The 21,686-nt window shown below is 67.4% G+C and carries 15 protein-coding genes; 9 read left to right on the top strand and 6 right to left on the bottom strand.

Features of this window, described 5'->3' with window-relative positions; all coding sequences use genetic code 11:
- The first annotated feature begins 17 nt into the window (after positions 1 to 17).
- The 4 genes from clpP (at position 18) to lon (ending at position 6,946) form a co-directional block, all read left to right on the top strand.
- On the top strand, positions 18 to 635 hold the full coding sequence (gene clpP, locus DAT35_RS43335) for an ATP-dependent Clp endopeptidase proteolytic subunit ClpP (protein WP_108075191.1): 618 nt from the start codon (positions 18 to 20) through the stop codon (positions 633 to 635).
- Positions 636 to 842: 207 nt separating this feature from the next.
- Complete coding sequence (gene clpX / locus DAT35_RS43330) at positions 843 to 2,123, top strand: ATP-dependent Clp protease ATP-binding subunit ClpX (RefSeq protein ID WP_108075190.1); 1,281 nt, start codon at positions 843 to 845, stop codon at positions 2,121 to 2,123.
- A gap of 111 nt (positions 2,124 to 2,234) precedes the next feature.
- Positions 2,235 to 4,310: a prolyl oligopeptidase family protein gene (locus tag DAT35_RS43325; RefSeq protein ID WP_108075189.1), complete on the top strand. Its 2,076-nt coding sequence runs from the start codon at positions 2,235 to 2,237 to the stop codon at positions 4,308 to 4,310.
- 197 nt (positions 4,311 to 4,507) lie between these two features.
- Positions 4,508 to 6,946, top strand: coding sequence for an endopeptidase La (gene lon, locus DAT35_RS43320; RefSeq protein ID WP_108075188.1), 2,439 nt, complete (start codon positions 4,508 to 4,510; stop codon positions 6,944 to 6,946).
- 333 nt (positions 6,947 to 7,279) lie between these two features.
- Here the strand turns inward: lon and DAT35_RS43315 are convergent, their stop codons facing one another.
- Genes DAT35_RS43315 through DAT35_RS43305 form a run of 3 tightly spaced genes read right to left on the bottom strand, consistent with a single transcriptional unit; the run spans position 7,280 to position 13,003 of the window.
- Positions 7,280 to 10,438, bottom strand: a complete 3,159-nt coding sequence (locus DAT35_RS43315; RefSeq protein ID WP_108075187.1) for an efflux RND transporter permease subunit — start codon at positions 10,436 to 10,438, stop codon at positions 7,280 to 7,282.
- 21 nt (positions 10,439 to 10,459) lie between these two features.
- On the bottom strand, positions 10,460 to 11,629 hold the full coding sequence (locus DAT35_RS43310; protein ID WP_108075186.1) for an efflux RND transporter periplasmic adaptor subunit: 1,170 nt from the start codon (positions 11,627 to 11,629) through the stop codon (positions 10,460 to 10,462).
- A 30-nt stretch (positions 11,630 to 11,659) separates the two neighbouring features.
- The gene (locus DAT35_RS43305) at positions 11,660 to 13,003 is read right to left on the bottom strand and encodes a TolC family protein (protein ID WP_108075185.1); all 1,344 of its coding nucleotides are present in this window, start codon (positions 13,001 to 13,003) and stop codon (positions 11,660 to 11,662) included.
- A 365-nt stretch (positions 13,004 to 13,368) separates the two neighbouring features.
- On the opposite strand from DAT35_RS43305, the gene DAT35_RS43300 reads away from it, so the two are divergent.
- A complete protein-coding gene (locus tag DAT35_RS43300) occupies positions 13,369 to 14,865 on the top strand; it encodes an ATP-binding protein (RefSeq protein ID WP_108075184.1) in 1,497 nt (498 codons plus the stop codon).
- Complete coding sequence (locus DAT35_RS43295) at positions 14,862 to 16,208, top strand: sigma-54 dependent transcriptional regulator (protein WP_108075183.1); 1,347 nt, start codon at positions 14,862 to 14,864, stop codon at positions 16,206 to 16,208. The genes DAT35_RS43300 and DAT35_RS43295 overlap by 4 nt, the downstream gene beginning before the upstream one ends.
- Positions 16,209 to 16,253: 45 nt before the next feature.
- Here DAT35_RS43295 and DAT35_RS43290 read toward each other — a convergent pair whose 3' ends face one another.
- Positions 16,254 to 17,213 carry an alpha/beta hydrolase gene (locus tag DAT35_RS43290; protein ID WP_108075182.1) on the bottom strand — a complete coding sequence of 320 codons (960 nt, stop codon included), beginning with the start codon at positions 17,211 to 17,213 and terminating at the stop codon, positions 16,254 to 16,256.
- A 128-nt stretch (positions 17,214 to 17,341) separates the two neighbouring features.
- Between DAT35_RS43290 and DAT35_RS43285 the strand changes: the two genes are divergently transcribed.
- Complete coding sequence (locus DAT35_RS43285) at positions 17,342 to 17,965, top strand: RNA polymerase sigma factor (RefSeq protein WP_158502126.1); 624 nt, start codon at positions 17,342 to 17,344, stop codon at positions 17,963 to 17,965.
- On the top strand, positions 17,962 to 18,204 hold the full coding sequence (locus tag DAT35_RS43280; RefSeq protein WP_108075180.1) for an anti-sigma factor: 243 nt from the start codon (positions 17,962 to 17,964) through the stop codon (positions 18,202 to 18,204). The genes DAT35_RS43285 and DAT35_RS43280 overlap by 4 nt, the downstream gene beginning before the upstream one ends.
- 55 nt (positions 18,205 to 18,259) lie before the next feature.
- On the opposite strand, the gene DAT35_RS43275 is transcribed toward DAT35_RS43280, so the two are convergent.
- Positions 18,260 to 18,604 (bottom strand): hypothetical protein, encoded by a 345-nt coding sequence (locus tag DAT35_RS43275; RefSeq protein WP_108075179.1) that lies wholly within the window; start codon positions 18,602 to 18,604, stop codon positions 18,260 to 18,262.
- A 19-nt stretch (positions 18,605 to 18,623) separates the two neighbouring features.
- Positions 18,624 to 19,640, bottom strand: a complete 1,017-nt coding sequence (locus DAT35_RS43270) for a hypothetical protein (RefSeq protein ID WP_146210118.1) — start codon at positions 19,638 to 19,640, stop codon at positions 18,624 to 18,626.
- A gap of 382 nt (positions 19,641 to 20,022) precedes the next feature.
- Between DAT35_RS43270 and DAT35_RS43265 the strand changes: the two genes are divergently transcribed.
- Entirely contained in the window at positions 20,023 to 21,684 is a 1,662-nt protein-coding gene (locus DAT35_RS43265) for a peptide ABC transporter substrate-binding protein (protein ID WP_108075295.1), read from the top strand.
- Positions 21,685 to 21,686: the final 2 nt, after the last annotated feature.

Raw genomic sequence — 21,686 nt, 5'->3', positions numbered from 1 at the left:
CCCTTCGAGAGGTTGTCATGCCCTTCATGCCCGTTCCCTACGTCATTGAGCAGACCCACCGAGGGGAGCGCTCGTACGACATCTACAGCCGGCTCCTGAAGGACCGGATCGTCATGTTGGGAACGGAGATCGACGATGACGTCGCCAACGTCATCGTCGCCCAGCTCCTGTTCCTCGAGTCCGAGGACCCGGACAAGGACATCAACCTCTACATCAACTCGCCCGGTGGTTCGGTGACGGCGGGCCTGGCCATCTACGACACCATGCAGTACGTGAAGCCCCAGGTGTCCACCATCTGCGTGGGGCAGGCGGCCTCCATGGGGGCCGTCCTGTTGCTGGCCGGCGCCAAGGGCAAGCGCTACTCGCTGCCCAGCTCGCGCATCATGATTCACCAGCCCCTGGGCGGGGTGCGCGGTCAGGCCACGGACATTGAGATCCAGGCCAAGGAAATCCTCCGGATGCGCGCCAAGCTCAACGAGCTCATCGTCAAGCACACCGGTCAGTCGATCGAGCGTGTGGAGAAGGACACGGACCGCGACTACTTCATGGGCGCGGCCGAGGCGAAGTCCTACGGCATCATCGACGAGGTACAGATTCCCCGGAAGGTCCTGTCACCTCCGGGCGAGCGCAAGTAGACGCGCCCCCTCGAGGGGCACTCAGGCCGGAGCCGCGGGAATGCTGCACCGCGTCTCCGGCTTCTGTTTTCTGCGCTGGATGTTGGGGGGTGTTAAGTACCCCGCAAGCGCGTGGACGCCCCGGAAGGGGGCTGACTAGATTGGCGGAAGGCAGGGGGGGCGGGCCGGTGGAGAGCGCACCTCCAGGCAGTTGCAGCGAGGGCTTACATGGCGGGTAAGAACGTGGAGAAGCGAGACAACCAGTCCCTCTGCTGTTCGTTCTGCGGCAAGTCGCAGAAAGAGGTGAAGAAGCTCATCGCGGGACCGACGGTCTACATCTGCGACGAGTGCATCGGGCTGTGCAACGACATCATCGCGGAGGAGATCGACCGCGAGGAGACCAAGGACACCAAGCTGAGGATTCCTCGGCCCAGTGAGATCAAGGCCATCCTCGACGAGTACGTGGTGGGCCAGGAGCGGGCCAAGAAGACCCTCTCGGTGGCCGTGCACAACCACTACAAGCGCATCGAGTCCAAGGTGGCCATGGACGACGTGGAGCTGCAGAAGAGCAACATCCTTCTGCTCGGCCCCACCGGCAGCGGCAAGACGCTGCTGGCGCAGACGCTCGCGCGCATCCTCAACGTGCCCTTCACCATCGCGGACGCTACCTGCCTCACCGAGGCCGGCTACGTGGGTGAGGACGTCGAGAACATCATCGTCAACCTGCTCCAGGCGGCCGACCACGACATCGAGCGCGCCCAGCGCGGCATCGTCTACATCGACGAGATCGACAAGATCGCCCGCAAGTCGGAGAACCCCTCCATCACCCGCGACGTGTCGGGCGAGGGCGTGCAGCAGGCGCTCCTGAAGATCATCGAGGGCACCATCGCCAACGTGCCGCCCAAGGGGGGCCGCAAGCACCCGCAGCAGGAGTTCCTGCAGGTGGACACGACGAACATCCTCTTCATCTGCGGCGGCGCCTTCGGCGGCCTCGAGCAGATCATCGAGCGGCGGCTCGGCGGGCGCAGCCTGGGCTTCGGCGCGGACATCCAGTCCAAGAAGCAGCGCAACCTCACCGAGCTGCTCAAGCACGTGGAGCCGGAGGACCTGCTGAAGTTCGGCATGATTCCGGAGTTCATCGGCCGTCTGCCCATCGTCACCGCGCTCGAGGAGCTGGACGAGCCCGCGCTGGTGAACATCCTCAGCCAGCCGAAGAACGCGCTGACCAAGCAGTACAAGAAGCTCTTCGAGCTGGACGGCATCTCGCTGAAGTTCACGGACGGGGCGCTCAAGGCGATTGCCTCCGAGGCCATCCGCCGCAAGGCGGGCGCCCGCGGCCTGCGCTCCATCCTCGAGGGCTCGATGCTGGACGTGATGTACGAGCTGCCCTCGCGCAAGACGGCTCGCGAGGTCGTCATCTCCGAGGAGGTCATCCTCAAGAAGAGCGAGCCGGTGGTGCTCCACTCCCAGGACAACAAGGAGACGGAGCCCAAGAAGGAGAGCGCGTAGCCCTCCGCCTCCGGTCCTGAAGCACACGGACGCCCCCGCCAGTCCCGCACTTTTCGTGGGACGGACGGGGGCGTCGCCTTATCTGCGTTCCCATCCATGGAGACGAAGCGGATGAACTACCCGTCCACACGGGTCGAGGCGGTGGTGGACATCCTGCACGGGGTGGAGGTGGCGGACCCGTTCCGGTGGCTCGAGGACGAGCGCTCCCCCGAGGTGCAGGCGTGGATGAAGACCCAGGACGTCTTCACCCGTGAGCACCTCTCGCGCTTCCCCGGCCGCGACGCCCTGCGGCAGCGCTTCACCGAGCTCTTCTACGTGGAGTCCATGTCCGCACCCGCGGTGCGTGGCAACCGCTACTTCTACGTCCGCACTCACAAGGACAAGGAGAAGGCCGTCCTCTACTGGCGCGAGGGCGAGCAGGGCGAGGAGCGCGTGCTGATCGATCCCAACACCTGGAGCCCGGATGGCACGGTGTCGCTCGGCCTGTGGGCGCCCTCGTGGGACGGCAGGAAGCTGGCCTTCACCCGCAAGCCCAACGCGGCGGACGAGGCCATCCTCCACGTGCTCGACGTGGACTCCGGGACGTGGAGCGAGGTGGACGTCATCGAGGGGGCCAAGTATGCCTCCCCGAGCTGGACGCCGGACAATCAGTCCTTCTACTACGCGTGGCTGCCCACGGACCCGTCCATCCCCGTGGCCGAGCGGCCCGGCTACACCGAGCTGCGCCTGCACCAGCTGGGCACGGACCCGAAGACGGACCCCCTGGTGCACCCGCGCACTGGCGACCCGAAGACGTTCCTCAACGGAGGCGTCAGCCGGGACGGCAAGTACCTCTTCGTCTACATCTCCCGCGGCTGGAACGAGAACGACGTCTGGTGGAAGCGGGTGGGGGAGCGGGACTTCCGCCTGCTGGTGAAGGGCGAGGGCGCGAAGTACTCGGTCGACGTCTGGCAGGACTGGTTTTACGTCCTCACCGAGGAGGGCGCCCCCTTGCAGCGCGTCTTCAAGGTGTCTCCCAACGCGCCCGAGCGCCCGGCCTGGAAGGAGATTGTCCCCGAGGACCCCTCCGCCTCGCTTCAGTCCATCAACATCGTGGGTGGCCACCTGGCGCTCGAGTACCTGAAGGACGCCACCACCCGCGTCCGCCTGGTGACGCTGGAGGGCCAGCCGGTGCGTGACGTGGCGCTGCCCGGCGTAGGCGCGGCGAGCAACCTCTACGGCCTGGAAGACCGCGACGAGGCCTGGTTCGTCTTCAGCTCCTTCATCTCCCCGCCGCAGGTCTACAAGACGTCCGTGTCCACCGGCCGGGTGGCGCTCTGGGCCCGGGTGGAGCTCCCCATCCATCCCGAGCGCTACACCGTCGAACAGGCCTTCTTCCGCTCCAGGGACGGCACGCGCGTGCCCCTCTTCCTCGTGCACCGCAAGGACCTGAAGAAGGACGGCGGCAACCCCACGCTGCTCTACGGCTACGGCGGCTTCAACGTGAGCCTGCTGCCGTCGTTCCGCTCCAGCATCTACCCGTGGCTGGACGCGGGGGGCGTGTACGTGGTGGCCAACCTGCGCGGGGGCGGGGAGTACGGGAAGGACTGGCATGAGGCCGGGCGCCTGCACCGCAAGCAGAACGTCTTCGACGACCTCCATGCGGCGGCCGACTTCCTCGTCCGCGAGGGCTATACCCGGCCCGACCGGCTCGCCATCTCCGGGGGCAGCAACGGCGGCCTGCTGGTGGGGGCCGCGATGACCCAGCGCCCCGAGTTGTATGGCGCGGTGGTGTGCCAGGTGCCCTTGTTGGACATGGTGCGCTACCACCTGTTCGGCAGTGGCAAGACGTGGGTTCCCGAGTACGGCTCCGCCGACAATCCCGAGGACTTCCGCGTGCTTCACGCCTACTCGCCCTACCACCGCGTGAGGCCGGGCGTGCGCTATCCGGCCCTCTTGATGATGGGCTCGGACCACGACGACCGGGTCGATCCCCTGCACGCCCGCAAGTTCGTGGCCGCCGTGCAGAACGCGGGTCATGCCGCACCCGCCTTCCTGAGGGTGGAGGCCAACGCAGGCCACGGCGGGGCGGACCAGGTGGCCAAGGCCATCGAGTCCAGCGTGGACCTCTACAGCTTCCTTTTCGAGGTGCTTGGCGTCCAGGCGGACGTGATTGCATCCGCTGCGAGCGCATCCCGGGGCCGCTAAAGCACCGGCCGGACACCCGATGGCCCCAAGGTGTTCCCTTGCTTGCAGGCCAACGTTCCCCATCTTTCACACGGGGAACGGCCGCCGGAGGGGCCGTGTTATAGAGACCGTCTTACCCGTTCGCACTCCCGCAGTGCGGCCGGGCAACATTCCAGGGGCTTGCTCCCACGGGTTGCAAGCAGGCAGGTGGCGAATACATGTTCTTCGGACGAGACGACAAGAGGGATGCCCAGAAGCGTGGGAGCACCGTTCCGCTCCTTCCGCTGCGGGACATCATCGTGTTCCCGCACATGGTGGTCCCGCTGTTCGTCGGCCGGGAGAAGTCCATTGCGGCGCTGAAGGACGCGATGGCGCACAAGGGCCCCGATGACAAGGCCGTCATCCTCCTGGCCGCCCAGAAGAAGGCCAAGACGAATGACCCGACGCCGGAGGACATCTTCCACTTCGGCACCATCGGGCATGTCATCCAGCTCCTCCCGCTACCGGACGGTACCGTGAAGGTGCTCGTGGAGGGCGTGCGCCGGGCAAAGGTGAAGAAGTTCATGCCCAACGACGCCTTCTTCATGGTCGAGGTGGAGGAGGTCGAGGAGCAGAGCGAGAAGTCCGTCGAGCTCGAGGCGCTCGTGCGCAGCGTGCACTCGGTCTTCGAGGCCTTCGTCAAGCTCAACAAGCGCATTCCGCCCGAGATGCTCATGCAGGTGGCGAGCATCGACGACCCCGCGCGGCTCGCCGACACCATCGTCGCGCACCTCTCCCTCAAGCTGAATGACAAGCAGGCGCTGCTCGAGACGGAGAGCCCGGCCAAGCGGCTCGAGAAGCTCTACGAGCTGATGCAGGGTGAGATCGAGATCCTCCAGGTGGAGAAGAAGATCCGCACCCGCGTCAAGAAGCAGATGGAGAAGACCCAGAAGGAGTACTACCTGAATGAGCAGATGCAGGCCATTCAGAAGGAGCTGGGCGAGCGCGACGAGTTCAAGAACGAGATCCAGGAGATCGAGGAGAAGCTCAAGAACAAGCGGATGAGCAAGGAGGCCACGCTCAAGGTCAAGAAGGAGCTCAAGAAGCTCCGGATGATGAGCCCGATGAGCGCCGAGGCCACCGTCGTTCGCAACTACATCGACTGGATCATCAGCCTGCCCTGGTACGAGGAGACCCAGGACCGCCTGGACGTCGTCGAGGCCGAGCGGGTGCTCAACGAGGACCACTACGGTCTCAAGCGCCCCAAGGAGCGCATCCTCGAGTACCTGGCCGTGCAGCAGCTGGTGAAGAAGCTCAAGGGCCCCGTGCTCTGCTTCGTGGGGCCTCCGGGCGTCGGCAAGACGTCGCTGGCGCGCTCCATCGCCCGGGCCACCGGCCGCAAGTTCGTCCGGCTGTCGCTGGGCGGCGTGCGCGACGAGGCCGAAATCCGTGGCCACCGGCGCACGTACATCGGCGCGATGCCGGGCAAGTTGATTCAGTCGCTCAAGAAGGCGGGCAGCAACAACCCCGTCTTCCTGCTCGATGAGATCGACAAGATGTCCACCGACTTCCGCGGCGACCCGAGCGCGGCGCTGCTGGAGGTGCTGGACCCCGAGCAGAACCACAACTTCAACGACCACTACCTCGACCTCGACTACGACCTGTCGAAGGTGATGTTCATCTGCACCGCGAACACGATGCACAACATCCCCGGTCCTCTCCAGGACCGCATGGAGGTCATCCGCATCGCCGGCTACACCGAGCCGGAGAAGCTGAACATCGCGCGGCGCTACCTGATCCCCAAGGAGCAGGAGGCCAACGGGCTCACCGACCTCAAGGTGGACATCACCAACGACGCGCTGCGGACCATCATCCACCGCTACACGCGTGAGTCGGGCGTGCGCTCGCTGGAGCGTGAGATCGGCGGCGTGTTCCGCAAGATTGCCCGCGACATCCTGAAGAACGGCAAGCGGGACATCCTGGTCGACCGCAAGCAGGCGATGAAGTACCTGGGCACCCCGCGCTTCCGCTACGGCGTGGCCGAGCGCGAGGATCAGGTGGGCATCGTCACGGGCCTGGCCTGGACGGAGATGGGCGGTGAGATTCTCACCACCGAGGCCACCGTGATGCCGGGCAAGGGCAAGCTCATCATCACCGGCAAGCTGGGCGAGGTGATGCAGGAGTCGGCCCAGGCGGCCATGTCGTACGTGCGCTCGCGCGCCGAGCGGTTCGGGATCGACCGCAAGATGTTCGAGAACTACGACATCCACGTCCACCTGCCCGAGGGCGCCATCCCGAAGGACGGTCCGTCCGCCGGTGTCACCATGTGCACCGCGCTCGTGTCCGCGCTCACCCGGATTCCGGTGCGCAAGGACGTGGCCATGACGGGAGAGATCACCCTGCGTGGCCGGGTGCTGCCCATCGGCGGCCTGAAGGAGAAGACGCTCGCCGCCCACCGCGCGGGCATCAAGATCGTCCTCATCCCGAAGGCCAACAAGAAGGACCTGAAGGACATCCCGAAGAAGATCCGCGCCCAGCTGCGCATCGTCCCCGTGGAGTTCGTGGACGACGTGCTGCGCGAGGCCCTGGTCCTCGAGAAGCCCGAGGAGTTCGGCCGCAAGACGGAGCCGCAGAAGGCTCCCGAGGTCTCCTCGGCCGCCGCCTCCGCTCCGGCGTAGGCGTCACACGGGTTGAACCGGTGAAGTGATTCGCGGGCCCCAGGGAAATCACCCTGGGGCCCGTTTTTTCTTCCTCGCTTCGCCAGGGCGGCGCGCCGGGTGCCGAGGCCTCGCTTCAGCGTCTTGCCGGTAGATGAGCCCCGCGAGCACCGAGTGCCGTGTGGGAGAGCCGCTGGAGGCGGCCAAATAACGAGTGAGGACCGGGGTGGGGTGAGAGGGGTTGAGACCCCATCACGGTCCTCGCCCAGAGGGAGTGGGCGCTCACGGCATGCGCCCTCTCGACCTCAACCCTCTCCCCGACACGGGAGAGGGGTGTTGCCTGCTACAACGAGCTCACGAGCCGGTCTTCTTCAGCTTCTCCGCGGCCGGTACCACCTTGAGCAGGCGCGCGGGCATCTTGCCCACGAGCCGCTCGGTGAGCTGCGTGAAGACCCTGAACATCACCGGCAGCAGCACCAGCGTCAGCGCACACGCCGAGAGGGTGCCCGCCACGATGACCACCGCCAGTGGCTTCTGCGTCTCCGAGCCGATGCCCCGGCTCAAGCACGCGGGCACCAGGCCCAGTGCCGCCAGCGACGCCGTCATCAGCACCGGCCGCAGTCGCTCCATCGCACCATGGAAGATGGCCGACTCCAGCGGCTCGCCTGCCTCGCGCCGCTCGGCGATGGCCGACATCACCAGCACGCCGTTGAGCGCTGCCTGGCCTATCAGGGCGATGAAGCCCACCGCCGCCGCCACCGACAGCGGCATGCCCGCGAGGAACAGGCCGAAGACGCCTCCCATCAGCGCGAAGGGCACGTTCATCAACGTGATGACCGCGCGGCCAAACGAGTTGAACGCCTTGAACAGCAGCAGCAGCGTCAGCACGAGCGCCACCGGCACCACCATCAGCAACCGGTGCATCGCGCGCTCCTTGCTCTCGAACTCGCCGCCCCACTCGATGCCCACGCCCGGAGGCAGGGGCACTTCATTGGCCACCTTGACGCGGGCCTCCTCCACGAACGAGCCCATGTCGCGTCCGCGCACGTTCATGCGGATGCCGATGTAGCGCCGGCCGTTCTCGCGGTTGATGGACGCGCGGCCCTGTCCGTTGCTCACCTGGGCCAGCGCCTCGAGCGGCACCGTCACCCCACCGTCCACCGGCACGCGCATCTTGCGGATCTTCTCCACGTCGTCGCGGCTGGAGGAGGGCAGGCGCATGACGACGTCGAAGCGCCGCTCACCCTCCCAGAACTCGCTCACCGGCTGGCCGCTGAGCGCCGTCTGCAGCACGTGCTGGAACTCGCCCATGTCCATGCCGTAGCGCGCGAGCGCCACCCGGTCCGGCGTCACCTGCACCTGCAGCACCGCCGCGCTCTTCACCAGGCCCAGGTCCGCCACGCCCTCCACGTGGGAGATGGTGTTCTTCACCTTCTCCGCCAGCCCCTGCAGCGCCGCCAGGTCGTCCCCGTAGAGCTTCACGGCAATCTGGCCCTGCTGGCCGGAGATGCTCTCGTTGACGTTGTCCCCGATGGGCTGGCTGAAGTTCACCTCCAGGCCGGGGATGCCGTCGATGGGCTTCTTGAGCGCGTCCATCACGTCCTCGAGGGTGGGCGTCTCCTTGGGCCACTCGTGGGGCGGCTTGAGCTTGACGAAGAACTCCAGGTTGTTGGCCAGCTTGGCGTCCGTGCCGTCCTCGGGGCGGCCCAGGGCGGAGAGCACCTGCTCCACCTGGGGGGCCTGCTCGATGAGGCGGGTGATGCGCGGCACCAGCTTGCGGCCCTCGGTGAGGGAGACGTTGGAGGGCAGGCTGAAGGTCATGTAGATGCTGCCCTCGTTGAGCGCGGGGAGGAACTCGCTGCCCAGGCGAGGCACCATCACCCCCGCCACCAACAGGCCCGCCGTGGCCAGGCTCAGCACCAGCGCGGGCCTCTTCAGGGCGAACTTCAGCACGGGGCCGTAGACGCGCTCGGCCAGCTTCAGCACCGGGCTCTCCTTGTGCTTCGTCCCCTTGCGGTAGGCGAACGAGGCCAGCACCGGCACCAGCGTCACCGAGAAGATGAGCGCGCCGACGAGCGCCGCCACCACCGTGTTGGCCATGGGGCTGAAGATGCGTCCCTCCACCCGCTCCAGCATGAAGATGGGCAGGTAGGCCGCGATGATGATGAGCATGGAGAATACCGTGGGCCGCACCACCTGGGAGGTGGCCTGGCGGATGCGGTCCTCCACCGGCACTTCCTTGTGCGGCGCCCCGTGTCCATGCCCGTGGTCGAGCGCCAGCTTGATCAGGATGCTCTCGATGATGACCACGCCGCCGTCCACGATGACGCCGAAGTCCACCGCGCCCAGCGACAGCAGGTTGGCGGACATGCCTCGCATCTTCAGGTAGATGAACGAGCTGAGCAGCGAGAGGGGAATCAACGTGCCCACCACCAGCGCCGCCCTCAGGTCCAACAGGAAGATGAAGAGGACGAGCGTCACCACGATGCCGCCCTCGAGCAGGTTGTGGCCCACCGTCTTGAGGGTGGTGTTCACCAGGTCCGTGCGGTCATAGAAGGGCTCTACCCGGGCTCCGTCCTGCTCCAGGCGGTGGTTGATTTCGCCCACCGAGTCGCGCAGGCGAGCGAGCACATCGGAGGGGTTCTCCCCGCGGCGCATCAGCACGATGCCCTCCACGGAGTCGAAGTTGGTGCCGCGGCTCACCACGCCCTGGCGCGGGGCCCAACCGTCCGTCACCTCCGCCACGTTCTTGATGAAGACGGGGGTGCCGTCATGCGTGGCCACGCGCACGTTGCGGATGTCGTCCAGGTTGGTGAAGAGGCCCTGGCTGCGGATGACGAGCTGCTCGGCGCCGCGCTCCAGCACTCCGCCCGAGGCGTTCTTGCTGCCGCCCTGGAGGGCCTTCTCCAAGTCGTCCAGCGTCAGGCCGAAGGAGGCCAGGCGCGCCGGGTCCGGCTGCACGTGCACCTCGCGCAAGAGGCCACCGATGGACACCACGTCCGCCACGCCGTTCACGCGCAGCATCATCGGGCGCACCACCCAGTCCTGCAGGGTGCGCAGCTTCATCGGGTCGCCCTTCGCGCCGCTGAGCGTGTAGCGGTACACCTCTCCGATGGGCGTGGCGTAGGGCCCCAGCTCCGGGGTGATGCCATCGGGCAGCTCCGCGTCGCGCAGCCGCTCCAGCACCTGCTGGCGCGCCGCCTGTCCGTCCACCCCGTCATTGAAGGTGAGGGTGACGAAGGACAGTCCGAAGAGCGACAGGTTGCGCAACCGGTTCAGGCCCGGTGTGCCGTTGAGCGCGCGCTCCAGCGGCAGGCCAATCTGACGCTCCACCTCCTCCGAGGGCTGGCCGGGGAAGAGGGTGATGACCTGCACCTGCGTGTCCGTGGGGTCCGGGAAGGCCTCCACGGTGAGGCCCTTGAAGCTCACCCATCCCCAGATGGCGATCAGCACCGTGCAGAAGAGGACCGCGGCCCGGTTCTTGAGTGAGAAGTCTACGAGTTTGTCGAACATGAATGAGTCTCCAGGCTGCTGCTAGTCCGCCAGTTCGATGGTGTTCTCCAGCAGGAGCGCGCCACGAGCGACGTAGCGGCTGCCCACGTCCAGGCCGGCGCGCACCTCCACCTCGCCATCACGGCGCCGGCCCACCGTCACCGGCACTCGCTCCAATCGGCCGGCCTCGTGTGTCACGAACACCACCGAGCGCTCCCCGTTGGTGATGACGGCGCCGGCGGGCACGCGCACCCGCTTCTCGTCCGCTGGCGGCGCGGGCGTTACCTCGACGAAGGCGTTGGGTCTCAGGGCCCGGTCCTCGTTGGCTACCCGGACGCGGACCACCACGGTGCGCCGCTGCGGGTCCACCACCTCCGAGACGCGCTCCACCTTGCCCTGGCGCTTCACCGAGCCTCCCTGGGTGGTGACGGTCACCTCCTGTCCCTCTTGCAGGTCGGAAGCGTCCGCCTCCTGCACATCCGCTTGCACCACCACCTCGCCCAGGTCGGAGATGCGCAGGAGTGGCGCGTCCCGGTCTGGCGTCACCTCCTGGCTCGTCGTCACGTTCTGGTCCACCACCGTGCCCGAGCGCGGCGCCGTCACCCAGAAGAGGTTGTCGCCCTCGGCGGACACGGAGAGGCTGGAGCGCTTGGCCTTGGCGGCCTCCAGGGCCAGCTTCGCCTGGCGCAGCTCGGCTTCGGCCGCCAGCAGATCCTTCTCCGGCGCGGCCTGCAGGCCCACCAGCTCGCGCAGCCGATCCACCAGTTTCTGCCGGGTCGTCACGTCCGACTCGGTGCTCTTCAGCTCGCGGTCCAGGTCCGCGTAGGCGCCCGAGCGCACGGAGAAGAGCCGGTCTCCCGCCTTCACCCGGTCTCCGATGCGCACGCGCACCTGATCCACACGGCCTGCCAACGGCGAGCCCACGGCGGAGGTGCGGTGCTCGTCCAGGTCTACCCGGCCCGGGGCCGGCAGTGGCGCGAGCGCCGGAGCCTCGGCGGCCACCGCGAGCTCGATGTACTGCCACTGCGGGCCATCCAGAGGCAGGTGCACGCTCTCATCCCTCACGATGGGATCGACGGTGGCAGTGCCCTCCGCCTCGGCGGGAGTGGGGCGGCCGAGCACCAGTCCGAGGGTGACGGCGGCGCCCAGGCCGAGGCCCGCGGCGGTGAACCAGAGGGGGCGGCGGGGAAAACGAGAGGAAGAATCAGTCATGGTAGGGGGTCTCCAGAGAAGGAAAGAACGTCAGAAGTGCTCGCTCAGCTCGGTGGGGGCCTTGGGGCCGGTGGCGCGCACGCGCTCCATCGACACCGAGAGGCGGAAGGCGGCGAGGTCCAGGTCGGCGGCGTCCATCAGGAACTGGCCGTAGGTGCGGCGGGCGAAGAGCAGGTCCAGCATCGAAGCCCCGCCGGCCTTCACCGCCGCCTCGAGCCGCTGCACCAGGTTGGAGGCCTGCGGCAGCGTCTGGGTATGCACTCGCTCGCGACGGGCCTCCACCGCCTGGCGCTGGGCGGAGAGGGTGACCATGTCGCGCTCGGCCTGGGCGGTGAGCTGGAGGCGGGCGCGCTCGGCGGCCTCGGCCGTGGTGCTCGCGGCCAACCTGTCTGCCTGGCCGTGGTCGAAGAGGGGCAGGGGGACGGTGAGCGTGAAGCCCAGCGAGTTCAGCTGGTTGCCGGAGACGACGAATTGGTCGCGCAGGTAGCCGGCGCGCAGGGTGGGGTCCGGAATCCAGCGCCGCCGGGCGAGCTTCAAGGCGGATTGGGCACTGCGCTGCTGCGCCTCGAGCGAGCGCAGGTCCGGCCGCTGTTGCACGTCGGCGTCCGGGAGCGGACGCGACAGGCGCGTGGCGAGGAACTGGGACGCCGCCTCCCGGTTGCCGAAGGGCGTGCAGGCGAGGCCCACCGTTTGCGAGCACGAGAGCAGCGCCTCGGCCAGGTGGTTGCGCTCCTCGGCGAGCTGGCCCTGGAGCTGCGCCTCCTCCAGTGCGGAGCGGTCCGCGTCCAGGCCCGCGGTCTCACCGCGCTGCGCACGGGCGCGCTGCAGCTCCGTCAGCCGCGAGGCATCCCCGGCCAGCTGCTCCAACTCGGCCAGGCGCACCTCGGCGGTGGCGACCTCGGCCGCGCGCTCCAGCACATCATAGGTGCGCGTGCGCAGGCTGGCCTGCACGTCGAGCGCGGTAGAGGCCAGGGCCGCGCGGGCCGAGTCCTTGCGAGGGCCGCGCTTGCCCAGCTCGAACTGCTCGGAGATGCCCACGCCGTAGTTGGGCACCTCCGTCCAGCGGTTGAGGCCCGGCGGGTTGGTGGGGCCCAGCGGAACGGTGTTGAGGCCGAGATCCAGCTCGGGATTGGGCATCAGTCCGGCCCGCACCAGGTCCGAGCGCGAGGAGGCCATACGGGCCCGGGCGGTGGCGAACTCGGGCGAATGATCCCACAGCAGCGCGGCCACGCCGTCCTCGTCCGGCAGCGAGGCCAAGGAGAGAGCGGCGGGCGCCGGGGCAGCCGGAGCAGGGGAGGACGGCACGGGCTGGGCAGGGGCGGAGGCGGCCCCGAGCAGCAGGCAGGAGACGAGCAGCGGAGGAACGCGACGCAAGGAAGAGGCTCCCAGTGGATGAAGGGGCAGGGGCTACGGCAGATCGCGTGCCTGTGTTTTTCCGAGCGTCTTCGGAGGGCGGTGGAGTCCCAGGTGCCTGCCGAGGCGGAGGACATCCACGAGGCGCTCTCTCGGCTGTGACTGTGCTGAGGAGGTCGCCGCGTCGGTTCCCGAGCACGCACAGGCGAGCGCCAGGATGCCCGTCAGGAGGAAGTTCTTCTTCGTCATGGACCGACGTTTGAGCAATCCCCGGTCCAGACCTGGGTACTTGTAACCTATTGAAATGAGGAGGTTTCCCAGATCCACGGCAGCGGATGTACGGGCATAATTGACCCGCATGTACATTTTTGTCACAGTCCGCCGCCATGCGGATCGCCACCAAGCTCTGGTTGGGGCTGACGCTGACGACGGCGCTCATCCTCGGCTCGTACGGCTACCGCCAGATGCGGCAGGAGCAGGCAGACCTTCGCCATTCGGTCGATCAAGAGTTCAAACTGCTGGGCACGGCCATTCAGGTCGCGGTCGAGAACGCACTCCGCGACGGACAGACCGCGGACATCCGTGAAATCCTTGATTCTCTCGAGTTCAAGGATCCGGCGACCGATGTCTTCGTGTTCGATGCGCAGGCGCGGCTGAGCGCCAGCTCCTGGAGCAGCAGTCTGAGCCTCCCCGCGCTTTCGGGGGCGGTCGCCGAGGTCCTCGCGTCACGCGAGCCGGTCGTTCGCTTCGAAGGCCCCGCGGGCCTCTCGCACCTGGTCGCGGTGCTTCCTCTGCGCGATGACAACAACGCACTGGTGGGCGCGCTGGCGCTCGTGCGGCCGCTCGATGATGTACGGCGCGACCTGACGACGACCGCGCTCGCCATCTTCCTGTCCATCCTGACCCTGGTGGCGGGCATCGCCGCCGTGGGCTGGCTGCTCTTCCATTTGTATGTCCGCCAGCCCCTCGCGAGCCTCGTGACGGCGATGCGCTCCGTTCGCGGGGGGGACCTGCAGGCGAGTGTCAGCGTGAACAGGAGGGATGAGGTGGGGGAGGTGGCCGTCGAGTTCAACGAGATGCTCAGCGAGCTCGCGGAAGTCCGGCGACGCCTCGCCCAGGAGGAGGACTCGCGGCGCGCACTCAACGCGGAGCTCCAGCGGGTCGACAAGCTCATCACCATCGGTCAGCTTGCCGCGGGGGTGGCGCATGAGATCGGCTCACCCCTTCAGGTGTTGAATGGGCGGGCCCGCGCGCTGGCGGGGCGTCCGGACATCACTCCTGAAGTGCGGCGCAACGCGGACATTCTCGTCGAGCAATCGGACCGGATCGCCCGCATCATTCAGCAGCTCCTCAATCTCGCGCGCCGGAAGCCGCCCCGGTTCGAGGAGATCGATGTCCGCACCGCTGGGCGCGCCATCTTCGAGCTGCTCGAGCTGGATGCGCGCCGCAGAGGGGTACGGCTCGAGTTCGAGGCTCCCGAGGTGCTGCCCCGGGTGCCAGCGGATGGAGATCAAATCCAGCAGGTCATCCTCAATCTCCTTGGAAATGCGCTCCGAGCCACTCCGCGAGGAGGGCGCGTGAAGCTGTCCCTCGCGCCCTCCTCCTTCCAGGCTCCCGGGAGCAGCGCGGAGCGAGCTTCCGTCTCGCTCGTGGTCGAGGATACGGGGACTGGCATGACGGAGGAGGTGCTCGCCAGGATGTTCGAGCCCTTCTTCACCGCCTGGGGGGATGCCGGTGGGACGGGCCTCGGCCTCGCCGTCGTCAAGTCCATCATCGCGGAGCACGGGGGCATCCTGACGGTGGACTCGCGCAAGGACGAGGGAACGCGGTTTACCGTGCACCTGCCCGTGAGAAACAACGAGACGAAGGAGCTCACCGTATGAGTTCGTCCGCCAGGAGGCTGCTCATCCTCGATGACGACCCGGGGGTGGTCGACTTCCTCCGGGAGAGCCTGGAGGAGAAGGGTTATGAGACGGTCGGTCTTTCCTCGCCCCATGAGGCGCTTGCCCGGGTCCGGCTCGAGGAATTCGACCTGGTCATCACCGACATCGAGATGCCGGAGATGCGCGGGACGGAGCTGCTGACGGCCATCCACGAGGTCAAGCCGAACCAGCTCGTCCTTTTCATCACCGCGTTCGGCAGCATCGAGTCGGCCGTTGCCGCCGTGAAGGCCGGGGCCTGCGACTTCGTCACGAAGCCGTTCAAAATCGAAGTGCTGTTGCTGGCCATCGAGAGAGCCCTTCGCGAGCGCCAGATGCGCCGTGAGATCGTCCGCCTGCGCACGGCGCTGCCCACCGAGTCTCCAGGAGACCTCGTCGCGAGAAGCCCGGCGATGCGAAAGCTGCTGGACATCGCGCGCCGGGCGGCGAGGTCCGATGCGACCGTTCTCCTGACAGGCGAGACGGGGACGGGAAAGAGCTGCCTTGCGCGGTTCATTCACGACACCAGTTCCAGGCGCGACGCCCCCTTCACCCAGCTCAACTGCGCGGCGCTGCCCACCAACCTCATCGAGAGTGAGCTCTTCGGTGTGAAGCGCGGAGCATTCACGGACGCGCGGGAAGACCGGGTGGGCCTCTTCGTCTCGGCGGGAGAGGGGACGCTGTTCCTGGATGAGGTCGGTGAGCTCCCCCTGGAGACCCAGGCGAAGTTGCTCCACGCGCTCGAAACAGGGAGGGTTCGGTCCGTGGGGGCTACAGCCGAGGTCGCCGTGCGAGCCCGAGTCATTGCCGCGACCAACCAGCCGCTCGAGACCCTGTTGAGGGAAGGGCAGTTCCGGCCTGATCTCTACTACCGGTTGAACGTCATTCGGCTCGAGGTGCCGCCGCTCCGAGAGCGGCGCGAAGATGTGGTGCCGCTCGCGGACCTGTTCCTCAGCCGGGCCAACGACCGTCACTCACGTGAAGTTCTCGGGCTTTCAGCCGCCGCCATGAAGCGGCTGGCGAGCTACTCGTGGCCTGGGAACGTTCGTGAGCTCGCCAACCTCATCGAGCGGGCTGTCGCTCTGAGCGAGCACGACACCCTGCTTCCCGAGGACCTGGACTTTCCTCAGAAGGACGACGAGGTGGCGGCGCTCTTGATGACTGGGGCGGAGAAGGGCGTCCCTCTCGAGGAGATAGAGCGGGCCTACATCCGGAGGGTGATCGAGGCGCACGGAGGAAACAAGGCTGCCGCAGCGCGCGTCCTGGGCATTGACCGGCGGACGCTGCACCGGAAAGTGGAAGGGTGAGCGCTGGTTCAAGCTCCACGCGCTCCCATAAGGGCGTTGCCTTCTTCACTTCGCCAGGGCGGCCGCGCCGGGCGCCCGGGCCTCGAGCCAGGCCGTGATGTCGTTGAGCACCGTCTCCTTCTCGGGCTCGTGCACGAGGTCGTGGTACAGCCCCGGGTAGAGCTTCAGCGTCTTGTCGGTGGAGCGGGCCCGGCGGTACAGCTCCTTCGAGCCCTCCGCGGACGTGAGCTTGTCAGCGGTGCCGTGGAGCATGAGCACGGGCAGGGTGATGTCTTCCATCTGCGCGTTGGTGCGCTCGATGGCCCGGAGCAGCTCGCGCGCCGTGTGGACGGGGGCCGCGGGCTGGTGGATGAGCGGATCCGCCTTGGCGGCGCTCACCACCTGGGGATCTCTCGAGTAGTCGTCGAGGTCGAGCTGGAAGAGGCCCGCGTTCGGGTTGAGCGCCGACACGAACTTGATGCTGGCGACCTGGATCCCGGGAACGTCGACCTTCAACGCCGGCGCGTGGGTGATGAGCCCCGCGAGCTCCGAGGGGTGCTCCAGCGTGTAGCGTGTCACGATCATCCCGCCCATGCTGTGGCCGAAGAGGAACACGGGAAGGCCCGGCTCCCGCTCTCGGACACGTTTGATCACCGCGTCGAGGTCCTCGATGTAATCGTTGAATGTTCCCACGTCGACGCGGGGCCCTTCGGAGTGAGCGTGCCCTCGGAGATCCATGGCGTAGACGGCGAAGTTCCTCGCCACCAGCCGTCGGGCCAGCTCCTCGTAACGGCTGCCATGATCCTTCAGGCCGTGCACCACCACCACGACCGCGCGAGGGGGCTGGCCCTCCGGCCGCCACCATTGTTGGAAGAGTCGGGTGCCCCGGGCTCCGGCGACGAGCTCGTGGCCCGTGGTGGCGGATGTCTGGGCACTGCCCTCCTGGGCTGGCACATTCGGAAGCGAGGCGCAGCCCACCAGGGAGAACATCACTGCGAGCGAAACCGTCTGGAGTAGGTTTTTCATGCCGAATAGTCTCGGCAGGTGCCCGGGCGTTACACGGGTGCTTACGAAAATCGTTCGCCAGGTCTTCCCCCTTCATGACGAGCAGCCTGCACAACCGGGACGCCCCTTCCTCACCTGAGGCCGTGGCCATGAACCAGCCCGAGCTGGCATGGGTCGAGCGCCTCAAGGCCGGAGATGCCGAGGCGTTGGGCTCGCTCGTGGAGCAGCTCTACCCGTCCATGATCCGCCTGGCGCGTTCGATGCTCGGTGACGCCGCGCAGGCGCAGGACGTCGTCCAGGAGACGTGGGTGGCGGTCATGGCGGGGCTCGCTCAGTTCGAGGCACGCTCCTCGCTCAAGACGTGGATCCTGCGCATCCTCGTCAATCGGACCCGCACGGAGATGGTCCGGCGCGGACGCACCGAGCTGGTGGCCTGGCTGGACGCCGAGCCGGACGCGCCCGAGCCGGCCGTGCCGCCCCAACGCTTCGCGGCCCTCGGCTGGTGGAGCGACCCTCCGCGGGCCTGGGGCGGCGAAGGCCCCGAAGGTGACTTGATGCGCAAGCAGCTTCGGGCGCTCGTGCTGCGCGAGCTCGAGACCCTGCCGGCCGGTCAGCGGACGGTGGTCGGGCTCCGCGACGTCGAGGGGCTGAGCTCCGAGGAGGTGCGCGCCGTGCTCGGTATCTCCGAGGGCAATCAACGCGTGCTCCTGCACCGCGGTAGATCTCGCATCCGCGCGGCGCTGGAGCGTGAAATGGCTCGAGGTGGCGGATGATCATCACCTGTCGGCAACTCGTCGAAGCGGTGACGGATGCGCGGGAAGGGGCGCTCTCGGTCCTGGACCAACTGGGCTACCGCGCCCACCTCGCGCGGTGCGCTGGCTGCCGGGCGTACGTCCAGCAGATGGATGAGACCGTGACCCTGCTGCACGACGTGCGAACCGAGGAGTGCGTTCCGGACGACTTCAAGGCGGCCCTGCTCGCGCGGCTCTCGAAGGGGACGCCGAAGCCCTGAGCGCTTCCATGAACCCGCCCAGGCCCGTAGGGGAGCCCGGGCGGGGGAGTGCGGCCTACTCGACGAAGAACTGCTCGCTCGTCTCCTCGCCGTCCTCGTTCTCCTGGACGTACTCGAACCGGCAGTCCAAGCCCTGCTTCTGGCAGAGCTGCAGCAGCCGCTTCAAGGAGGCGTTGGCGTCGTCGAGGGAGCCGGACAGGTAGCCCTCGAGCAGGTACTCCGGATCCTCGTCCGCGTTGTAGCTGTAGAGCTCCGTCTTGTCGTCCTGGTATTTGATTTCGGCTCCCTGGAGCCGGAACCGGACGTCCATCTTGTCGGTCTTCATCCAGGAGGCCAACAAGCGCGAGACGACCTCGGGATCACCAGAGCCGATACTTCCGTGGAGTGCGATCTTGTCCATGGCGATTGTCCTCGGGCCTTTACTTCACGTGCATGTCGGGAGGAACGTCGAACTTGCCACCCTTGAGCACCAGGGAGAGGGATTCGATGTTCAGGTCCGGGTAGTTCTTCTGCATGTCCTTCACCACGTCCTTGATGGCCCGGTTGCCCGTACCCGTCGAGTGCATGATGCCGGTGTGGATGGCGTTCTGGAAGGTGCTCGCCTGGGAGTTGTACTTCGTCTTGTTGTTCTTGATGTCGTCAGCGAGCGCGGACAGCTCGTCGAAGGACTTGCCCTGGAGGCTGATCTTCTTGCCGTCCGCCTTCGTCGTCAGCTTGTTGTCGTAGTTCTTGATCAGCGCGTTGGCGAAATCATTCTTGTTCGCCAGGATGGACACATCGACGTCACCGGCCGTGGGCTTGCGCAGCGACGAGCCCTGGATGCGCACGTCGTTGTTCGGAAAGCCCTTTGCCTTCAATCCCTGCAGCAGGTCCTTGCTGAACGCCTGGAACTGCTCCTTGCTTTCGAAGCGATATGGATAACCACGCTTGGTCACGATGTTGGCGTAGTTCTCCATCTGCTGCTTCAGCTCGGGGGCATCGATCCGCTTGGCGTTGCGAGAGCCCGCGTAGATCAGGTTCTCGACCTCACGATCCGACATGCCCAGCTTCTTGCCGAGGTCCGTGATCTCCCCCAGCTCCTTGTCGGTGTACTTGAGCTCGAACTTGTCCGATTGCTCGCTGATCCGCTGGCGCACGTTCGCGATGACCCCAGCGTCCTGGGCGCCCTGGGACGCGCCGGTCTGCTGGGTCTTCGCGAGGTTCGCCCGGTTCTGCTTGATCTCGTCATCCAGCGACGACGAAACACTCTTCGGCGGCTGGCCGGACGCGGGCTTGGGCGAGGCGGGGCGCGGCGAGAGCTCGGTGTTCGTGGGAACGTGGCTCGAGGAGGAACTCGGCTTGCTGCTGAAGCTCGAGGTGCTGCCCGTGCTCTGCGAGGACCCCGTCACCGTCGGCGGGCTGGAGGTCGCCGGCGCGCCGGTCTTGGGGGTGCTCACATTGGAAGTGGAGTTGCTCCGCTGGGGTGCCTTGGGCGCCGGTGGGTTGCTTTTGGGCGCCGGTGGCATCGAGGAAGAACGGCGGGTTTTCATCGGGGGGCTTCCTTGTCGATCCGCGTGAGCGGGGTTTCACGCCGCCCGCCACCCTAGCGACGGGATTTCCGGGTTTCAAGGACGCTCGCCGCCCTCCTTTCCTCTCTGGGAATTGATAGTCAAAACGTGAGCCATTCTTGGTTTTTGGGAGGCACCTCCAGGTGATGTTTCGCTCTGGGAGTGGGCTGAAGGGTGGGTGTTCCCTTGCCTGGTGGTCGCACGCCGCCTCGCCAGCGCGGTACAACCCGCCCCCGTGGCTCCCCTCGTGCGCTCGTCCCGACTCGCCTTGATGCTCGTCCTGGTCCTCGTGGCCGGGGGCTGTGGTCGGTGCGGCTTCCAGCCCGACCCGGGCGTCAAGGTCATCGTCCCCGCGATGCCCACCACGCTCGACTGGAGCTACTCCGACCCCAATAGCTGGGCCAACTACCCCGTCATGCTCGCCACCCAGCGTGGGCTCACCTCGCTCGCGCCGGATCACTCCGTCCAGCCCGGGCTCGCCGAGCGTTGGGACCGTTCCCGCACCGCCGATGGCCGGGAGGTCTACACCTTCCACCTCCGCCAGGACGTGCGCTGGTCCGATGGGGTGACCCAGCTCACCGCCCAGGACTTCGTCATGGGCTGGCACCGTGCCCTCCTGGGCCGCGAGCGCGGGGAGATGTCCGACCTCGCTGGGGCCGACGAGGTGCTTGCCCTCCAGGAGAAGGGCGCGCCCTCCGAGGAGGTTCAGGCAGCGCTCGCTCGCGTCGGCGTCGAGGCCCTCGATTCGCACACCCTGCGCGTCACCCTGGCCAGGCCTCGCAGTTACTTCCTCGCGCGCCTCGCCAACTTCTACCTGTTCTTCCCCACGCCCTCCGCCGTCCTCGCCGGCAAGTCCGAGGAAGAGGTGCGCGACTACTTCGACCGGCCTCGCGATGGCCATCCCCTGGCGCTCGGCCCGTACCGCGTCGAGAGCTGGGACCGTGCCGGAGAGCGCGTGCGGCTCGTCTACAACCCGCACTCCGCCTTCCCGCCGCCTCTCGGCCCCGGCGAGCATCCCGCGCCCGTGCTCACCCTCCTCAAGTCCGAGATCGGCCCCGCCCTCTACGAGCGCGGCCGGGTGGACTTCGTCTTCGTGGACAGCGCCGTCGCCCTCCAGGGCCGCCGTCCGGACGACCTCCAGCGCGAGCCCCTCCTCTCCACCTACTTCCTCGTCTTCAACACCGAGCGTCCTCCGCTCGACCGTCCCGAGGTGCGCCGAGCCATTGCCCGGGCCATCGATCGCGAGGCCCTGATGAAGGGCCTGCTGCCCGCCGTGCGCCCCAGCAACGTCCTGCTCCCTCCCGAACTGCCCGGTGCCGCCACGCCCGAGGAGGCCGCGCGCCTGCCCCACTTCGAGCCCGAGCGGGCCCGCGCGGAGCTGGCGGGTGTCCCTGGCCTCGATCGTCCACTGCGGCTCGTCTACCGGGCGGGGGACTCCTTCGTGCCCGAGGTGGCCATCGCCGAGCGCCTGGCCGCGCAGCTCGCCAAGGTGGGCGTGCAGGTGACGGTGGATGCGCGCTCGGACTTCACCGCCGAGCTGTCCCGCCGCACCGCCGAGGGCCCGCGCGCCTACGACCTCTACATGCGCCGCCTGGGCGCGGACTACGCGCACCCCAACACCTTCTTCACCCTCTTCGAGCGCAGCGGGCTCCACCAGTCGGGCTGGGAGACGCAGAAGGGCGGTGAGCCCATGGACCGCTTCGAGAAGCTGCTGGACGAGGCGGATGCCGAGCCCGACGAGGCCCGCTCTCGCGCCCTCTACAGCCAGGCCCAGGCGGTGCTCCTCGACGAGATGGCCGTCATCGCGCCGCTGTACCACCCGGACCGCTACTTCCGGGCGCGGGCCTCCCTGCACGGCGTGGACGTGGACCCCTTCAACTTCCTCTCCCTGCGCGAGCTGCGGCTGGGCGGGGCTCCGGCGGAGGTGCGCTGAGC

Source organism: Vitiosangium sp. GDMCC 1.1324 (assembly GCF_003044305.1).
Taxonomy (GTDB): Bacteria; Myxococcota; Myxococcia; order Myxococcales; family Myxococcaceae; genus Archangium.
Note: the sequence above shows the minus strand (reverse complement) of the source record. Positions and strands in the feature narration are given on the sequence as shown.

What these genes read in the sequence shown, in the direction of transcription:
- clpP (WP_108075191.1), top strand. Translation starts at nt 18, where the DNA reads ATGCCCTTCATGCCCGTTCCCTACGTCATTGAGCAGACCCACCGAGGG.
- clpX (WP_108075190.1), top strand. Translation starts at nt 843, where the DNA reads ATGGCGGGTAAGAACGTGGAGAAGCGAGACAACCAGTCCCTCTGCTGT.
- DAT35_RS43325 (WP_108075189.1), top strand. Translation starts at nt 2,235, where the DNA reads ATGAACTACCCGTCCACACGGGTCGAGGCGGTGGTGGACATCCTGCAC.
- lon (WP_108075188.1), top strand. Translation starts at nt 4,508, where the DNA reads ATGTTCTTCGGACGAGACGACAAGAGGGATGCCCAGAAGCGTGGGAGC.
- DAT35_RS43315 (WP_108075187.1), bottom strand. Translation starts at nt 10,438, where the DNA reads ATGTTCGACAAACTCGTAGACTTCTCACTCAAGAACCGGGCCGCGGTC.
- DAT35_RS43310 (WP_108075186.1), bottom strand. Translation starts at nt 11,629, where the DNA reads ATGACTGATTCTTCCTCTCGTTTTCCCCGCCGCCCCCTCTGGTTCACC.
- DAT35_RS43300 (WP_108075184.1), top strand. Translation starts at nt 13,369, where the DNA reads ATGCGGATCGCCACCAAGCTCTGGTTGGGGCTGACGCTGACGACGGCG.
- DAT35_RS43295 (WP_108075183.1), top strand. Translation starts at nt 14,862, where the DNA reads ATGAGTTCGTCCGCCAGGAGGCTGCTCATCCTCGATGACGACCCGGGG.
- DAT35_RS43290 (WP_108075182.1), bottom strand. Translation starts at nt 17,213, where the DNA reads ATGAAAAACCTACTCCAGACGGTTTCGCTCGCAGTGATGTTCTCCCTG.
- DAT35_RS43285 (WP_158502126.1), top strand. Translation starts at nt 17,342, where the DNA reads ATGAACCAGCCCGAGCTGGCATGGGTCGAGCGCCTCAAGGCCGGAGAT.
- DAT35_RS43280 (WP_108075180.1), top strand. Translation starts at nt 17,962, where the DNA reads ATGATCATCACCTGTCGGCAACTCGTCGAAGCGGTGACGGATGCGCGG.
- DAT35_RS43275 (WP_108075179.1), bottom strand. Translation starts at nt 18,604, where the DNA reads ATGGACAAGATCGCACTCCACGGAAGTATCGGCTCTGGTGATCCCGAG.
- DAT35_RS43265 (WP_108075295.1), top strand. Translation starts at nt 20,023, where the DNA reads ATGCTCGTCCTGGTCCTCGTGGCCGGGGGCTGTGGTCGGTGCGGCTTC.